This is a genomic window from Cellulomonas sp. ACRRI, from assembly GCF_022346185.1.
In the GTDB taxonomy this organism is placed as follows: domain Bacteria; phylum Actinomycetota; class Actinomycetes; order Actinomycetales; family Cellulomonadaceae; genus Cellulomonas.
The window spans coordinates 1-5,613 of record NZ_JAKRMS010000188.1 but is presented as its reverse complement, the minus strand read 5'-3'; the positions used below and the strand labels follow the sequence as shown (position 1 = coordinate 5,613).

At 77.0% G+C, this 5,613-nt stretch carries 6 protein-coding genes; 4 read left to right on the top strand and 2 right to left on the bottom strand.

Annotated features, from left to right (window positions below):
- On the bottom strand, positions 1-1,541 hold a 1,541-nt coding region (gene mqo, locus MHY85_RS19955; RefSeq protein ID WP_239199946.1), incomplete at its 3' end, for a malate dehydrogenase (quinone).
- Between the two features lie 185 nt (positions 1,542-1,726).
- Between mqo and MHY85_RS19950 the strand changes: the two genes are divergently transcribed.
- Genes MHY85_RS19950 through MHY85_RS19935 form a run of 4 tightly spaced genes read left to right on the top strand, consistent with a single transcriptional unit; the run spans position 1,727 to position 4,049 of the window.
- A complete protein-coding gene (locus tag MHY85_RS19950) occupies positions 1,727-1,921 on the top strand; it encodes a hypothetical protein (RefSeq protein ID WP_154728281.1) in 195 nt (64 codons plus the stop codon).
- Positions 1,918-2,445, top strand: coding sequence for a hypothetical protein (locus MHY85_RS21995; protein WP_239199944.1), 528 nt, complete (start codon positions 1,918-1,920; stop codon positions 2,443-2,445). The genes MHY85_RS19950 and MHY85_RS21995 overlap by 4 nt, the downstream gene beginning before the upstream one ends.
- A complete protein-coding gene (locus MHY85_RS19940; protein ID WP_239199943.1) occupies positions 2,442-3,473 on the top strand; it encodes an NAD-dependent epimerase/dehydratase family protein in 1,032 nt (343 codons plus the stop codon). The genes MHY85_RS21995 and MHY85_RS19940 overlap by 4 nt, the downstream gene beginning before the upstream one ends.
- Before the next feature lie 60 nt (positions 3,474-3,533).
- On the top strand, positions 3,534-4,049 hold the full coding sequence (locus tag MHY85_RS19935; protein WP_239199942.1) for a thioredoxin domain-containing protein: 516 nt from the start codon (positions 3,534-3,536) through the stop codon (positions 4,047-4,049).
- A 107-nt stretch (positions 4,050-4,156) separates the two neighbouring features.
- On the opposite strand, the gene nhaA is transcribed toward MHY85_RS19935, so the two are convergent.
- The gene (gene nhaA, locus MHY85_RS19930; RefSeq protein ID WP_239199945.1) at positions 4,157-5,353 is read right to left on the bottom strand and encodes a Na+/H+ antiporter NhaA; all 1,197 of its coding nucleotides are present in this window, start codon (positions 5,351-5,353) and stop codon (positions 4,157-4,159) included.
- Positions 5,354-5,613 lie beyond the last annotated feature (260 nt).

Sequence of the window (5,613 nt, the reverse complement as noted above, 5' to 3'; positions counted from 1 at the left end):
GGGCGACGGGCCGACGCGCGCGCGGACGCGTCCCGCGGCTCCGGGCCGGGCTCGTGGCCGACGCCCTCCGTGCCGGAGTCGCCCGGGCCGCCCGCGCCCGGGCGCGCCGGGTCGTCGGTCTCCAGGTCGGGGTCCGCGTCCGGGGCCTCGCCGCCGCCCGGCACGCTGCGGCCACCCGCGCGCTCGGCGAGCTGCGGCATCATCTCCTCGAGCCGCGGCCGCCAGCCGGCGAACCGGTCGGGGAAGCACCGGCGCAGCAGGTCGAGCATCGCCGACGCCGCGGTCGACGCCCCGGGCGAGGCGCCGAGCAGCCCGGCGATCGAGCCGTCGGCAGCGGTGATCAGCTCGGTGCCGAACTCCAGCACGCCGCCGCCCTTGCCGCGCTTGATGACCTGGACGCGCTGGCCGGCCGTGATGAGCTCCCAGTCCCGCTCGCGGGCCGTCGGCATGAAGCCGCGCAGGGTGCGCAGCCGGGCGTCGCGGTTCGCGAGCACCTCGGTGACCAGGTACTTGAGCAGGTCGAGGTTGTGCACGGCCACCGCGACCAGCGGGATCAGGTTGCCGGGCCGGACGGTGCGGACCAGGTCGGTCCAGGAGCCGGCCTTGAGGAACTTCATGCTCCACCCGGCGTACGGGCCGAACAGCAGCGCCGGGCTGCCCTGCACCACGCGGGTGTCGAGGTGGGGCACGGACATGGGCGGGGAGCCGACGGCGGCCTTGCCGTAGACCTTGCCGCGGTGCCGCTCCACGAGCGCCGGGTCGGTGGTGCGCAGGAACTGGCCGCTGATCGGGAAGCCGCCGTAGCCCTTGATCTCGGGGATGCCGGCCGCCTGCAGCAGCCGCAGCGCCCCGCCGCCCGCGCCGATGAACACGAACCGCGCGTCGAGCGTCGACCGCTTCGGGCTCGCGTTCCACGCCCGGTCGACCAGGTGCAGCCGCCAGCCGCCGCCGCGGCGCCGGCTGATCCGCCGGACCTCGTGCTGCAGCCGGACCCGGGTGCCGCGGGCCACGAGGTCGTCGACCATGTGCCGCGCCAGGGTGCCGAAGTCGACGTCGAGGCCGTCCAGGGCGCGGGTGGCCGCGACGGGCTCGTCGGGGTCGCGGTCGGCCATGACCAGCGGCGCCCAGGACGCGATGGTCGCGGGGTCCTCGGAGTACTCGAGGTGCGCGAACCGGGGGTGCGCGGTCAGCGCGGCGTGCCGGCGGCGCAGGTAGTCGACGTCGGCGGCGCCACGGACGAACGTCAGGTGCGGCACGGCGGACCGGAAGCCGTCGTCCGGCAGGCGGCCCTCGTCGCGCAGGTGGTCCCACAGCTGGCAGGACAGCGCGAACTGCTCGTTGATCGTCACCGCCTTGGCGATGTCGATCGAGCCGTCGGCCCGCTCGGGCGTGTAGTTCAGCTCGCAGAGCGCGGCGTGGCCGGTGCCCGCGTTGTTCCACGCGTCGGTGCTCTCCAGGGCGATCCCGTCCAACCGCTCGACGATCTCGATCCGCCAGGACGGCTCGAGCTCGGAGAGCAGGGTGGCGAGCGTGGCGGACATGATCCCGCCACCGACCAGGACGACATCGACCGGCTCGACAGTTGAGGGCACGACTCGATGGTAACCAGCGCGGGCGGGGGTCCGTGCACCAGAGCCACGCAGCGGGCACCAGGGACGATCGTCCCGGCGGCCCGAGCGGGGCCGTTCGGCGTGCGAGGTCCCGGTGCTGGTGCCAGCGTGGGCCCATGAGCACCGACGACACCACGCAGAACGGCTACGACCCCGCTGAGGACCCCGACTCCGACCCGGAGATGCTCAACCCGCGCACCGGGACGCAGGCCACCGGCGGCGACGAGGGCGACGTCGACACCGACGCCGAGCCCGACAACCTGAACCCCCGGGCGGACGGGGCGGACGGCGGCGGCGCCGCCACCCCGTGAGGCGGCTCGACCGCACGCTGCTCGACTCCTACCTCGGCGACCACCTCGCCGGGGCGGAGGGCGGCAGCGCGCGGTTCGGCCGGATGGCGGAGGCCTACGCGGACACGCCCCTGGGCCCGGCGCTCGCCCGGATCGCGCAGGAGGTCACCGACGAGCGCGAGTGGCTGCGCGACACCGCGTACCGGCTCGACGTGCGCCCGTCCGTGGTCAAGCGCCTCGGCCTCGCGGCCGCCGAGCGGGTCGGGCGGCTGAAGCCGAACGGCCGGCTGACCGACCCGTCACCGCTGACCGCCGTGCTGGAGATCGACCTCATGCGCGGCGCCGTCATCGCGAAGCGCGGGCTCTGGGAGACGCTGCACATCTGGGCGGACGACCTGGGCCTGGAGCCCGCGCAGCTGCAGCGGCTGCTGGACCAGGCGGACGAGCAGATCGCGACGCTGACCCGGCTCGGCCAGGTCGCGCGCGAGCAGGCGTTCGCGGAGGACGGGGAGCCGGGCCGGCCGGCGCAGGAGGAGGCGCGGTGAGGGTCGTCGTGGTCGGGGCCAGCGGCAACGTCGGCACCGCGGTGCTGCGCCGGCTCCGGGACGACCCCACCGTCACCTCCCTGGTCGGCGTCGCCCGCCGCGTTCCCGGCAGGACGCCGCCCCCGCCGTACGACACCACCGACTGGCACGCCGTGGACATCGGAGAGCGCGGCCCGGACGGCCCCGTCGTCGAGCGGCTGCGCCGGGTGTTCGCCGGGGCGGACGCGGTGGTCAACCTCGCCTGGCTGATCCAGCCCAGCCACGACCGCGACCAGCTCCGCCGGGTCAACGTCGACGGGATGCGCCGGGTGCTCGGGGCGGTGGTCGAGGCGAGCGTGCCGCACCTGGTGGTGGCGTCCTCGGTCGGCGCGTACAGCCCGTCGTACGCGGACGAGCCGCGGGACGAGGAGTGGGACACCGGCGGCGTCCGGTCGTCGGACTACAGCGTCGACAAGGTCGCGGTCGAGCGGCTGCTGGACGAGGCCGAGCTGCGCTACCCGACGCTGACCATCGCCCGGCTGCGACCCGCGCTGGTGTTCCAGCACGCGGCCGGCCACGAGATCAAGCGGTACTTCCTCGGCCCGTTCGTCCCGGCCGGCGTGCTCGACGGCCGGCTGCCGGTGCTGCCGTGGCCGGCGGGGTTCCGGCTCCAGGCGGTGCACGCCGACGACCTGGCCGACGCGTACCGCGAGGCGGTGGTCCGGCAGGCGCGCGGGCCGTACAACGTCGCCGGGCCCGGGATCATCCGGGCCGCCGACGTCGCCGACGTGGTGTCGCGCGGCCGGTGGCGGGAGGTGCCGCACGCGCCCGTCCGGACGGCGCTCGCGCTGGCGTGGCACGCCCGGCTGGCGCCGGTCGGGCCCGGGTGGTTCGACATGGGGGCCTCGGCGCCGGTGCTCGACACGGGCCGCGCGGAGCGGCAGCTCGGCTTCCACCCCCGGTACACCGGGGTGCAGGCGATGCGGCAGCTCGTCGCGGGCATCGCGCGCGGGGCGGGGACGGCCAGCCCGCCGATGCGGCCGCGCTGACGGGTGCCGGGGCCGGGGCGCGTCGCGGGCGACGGGGCGCCGGCACGGCATGCTGGGGTCATGCCCGACGCCCAGGCCCCCCGGCTCGTCCTCGGCGACCCCGCCGCGCCCGTCACGATCACCGAGTACGGCGACCTCGAGTGCCCCTACTGCCGGTCCGCCGAGCCCGTGCTCCGGCGCCTGGTCGAGGAGTCCGACGGCGGGGTGCGGCTCGTGTGGCGGCACTTCCCGCTGTTCCAGGTGCACCCGCACGCGCTGATCGCGGCGCTCGCGGCCGAGGCCGCCGCGGAGCAGGGGCTGTTCTGGGAGATGCAGCGGCTGCTGTTCGGGCAGCAGGACCGGTTGACCGAGCAGGACCTCCGGGCCGCGGGCGCGCGCCTCGGGCTGGACCCGGCGGTCGTGGCGGGCGAGGGTGCGCAGCGGTTCGCGGACCTGGTCGAGGCGGACTACGTGGGCGGTCTGGGGCTCGGCGTGCGGGGCACGCCGACGCTGCTGGTCCAGGGCGAGCGCTACGCCGGGCCGGTCGAGCTGCCGGCGCTCCGCGCCGCCGTCGCCGCGGCACCCCCGACGCCCTGACGCCCGGCGCGCCCTGACGCCCGGCGCGCGCCCGCGCGCCCCGCTCCCACCCGATCGTCGCGGCGGCACCCGTTCGCGCGGGTGGCGCCGCGACGACCGGCCGGGGATCAGGACCCGGCGACCCAGGGTCGCGGCGGCAGGCCGGTCGGGAGCTCCTCGTCGGGCGAGCACAGGGGCAGCCGGTCGCCGAGGATGCGCAGCAGCACCGTGCCCAGCACCGCCGCGATCAGCGACCCCGCCAGGATGCCGATCTTGGCCTGCTCGACGAGCTCGCCCTCGAACGCCAGCTCCGCGATGAACAGGGAGATGGTGAACCCGATCCCGGCCAGCACGGCGCCGCCCACCAGGTGGCCCCAGCGGACCCGCCCGGGCAGCCGGCCGAGGCCGGTCCGGATCGCGAGCGTCGCGGCGCCGGTGATGCCGATGGTGTTGCCGGCGACCAGGGCGACGGCCACGCCGATCGTGACCGTCGACGTCGCGGCCGCCCGCAGCGCCTCGGCGTCGAGCCGCACGCCCGCGTTCGCCAGGCCGAACACCGGGACGATGACGAACGCCGACCAGGGGTGCAGCAGGCGCTGCAGCCGCTCGCCGGCGGGCACCGTGGCGCGCGCGGCCAGCTCGGCCAGGTGCTCGGTGTCCGCGGTCGGCTCGGCGACCAGGCCCTGCGTCCACCGCGGCACCTGCTCGACGTGGTCCCGCGCCATCGGCCGCGAGGGCAGCAGCAGCCCGACGAGCACGCCCGCGAGCGTCGCGTGCACCCCCGAGGCGTTCACCGCGAACCACAGCGCGATCCCGATCAGCGCGTACGGCGTCAGGCGCCAGACCCCGAGCCAGCGCAGCACCAGCAGCGCCAGCACGAGAGCCCCGGCGACGCCCAGCGCCACGACGTCCACGCCGTCGTTGTAGAACACCGCCATCACGGTGATCGCCCCGATGTCGTCGACGATCGCGAGCGTCAGCAGGAACAGCCGCAGCCGGTCCGGGCACGCGGGACCGAACAGCGCCAGGATGCCGACCAGGAACGCCGTGTCCGTCGACATCACGACGCCCCAGCCGTGCGCCGCCTCCGTGCCCGCGTTGAACAGCAGGTAGATGACGGCGGGGATCGCCAGACCGCCCAGCGCGCCGAGCGCCGGCACGGCGACCGTCCGCCGGTCGCGCAGCTCGCCGCTGGTGATCTCCCGGTTGATCTCGAGGCCGACGACGCAGAAGAACACCGCCATCGCCGCGTCGTTCACCCAGTGGTGCAGGTCGAGGTCGAGCCCGAACGGGCCGAGGTGGAACCCGGCCGTCGTCGACCACAGCGCGTCGTACGACCCCGACAGCGGGGAGTTGCGGCCCGCCCCGCCGGGCCGGGGGGGGGCGGGGGGGGGGGGGGGCGCGCCGGGGGGGGGGGGGGGGGGGGGGGGCGGCCGCCGGCGCCCCCCCGGGGGGGGGGGGGGGGGCGCGCCCCCCCCCCCCCCCCCCCCCGCGCGCCCCCCCCCCCCCCCCCCCCCCCCCCCCCCCCCCCCCCCCCCCCCCCCCCCCCCCCCCCCCCCCCCCCCCCCCCCCCCCCCCACAACTC

Excerpts from the sequence above, each read along its gene's own strand:
- MHY85_RS19935 (WP_239199942.1), top strand. The coding sequence starts at position 3,534 with ATGCCCGACGCCCAGGCCCCCCGGCTCGTCCTCGGCGACCCCGCCGCG.
- MHY85_RS19950 (WP_154728281.1), top strand. The coding sequence starts at position 1,727 with ATGAGCACCGACGACACCACGCAGAACGGCTACGACCCCGCTGAGGAC.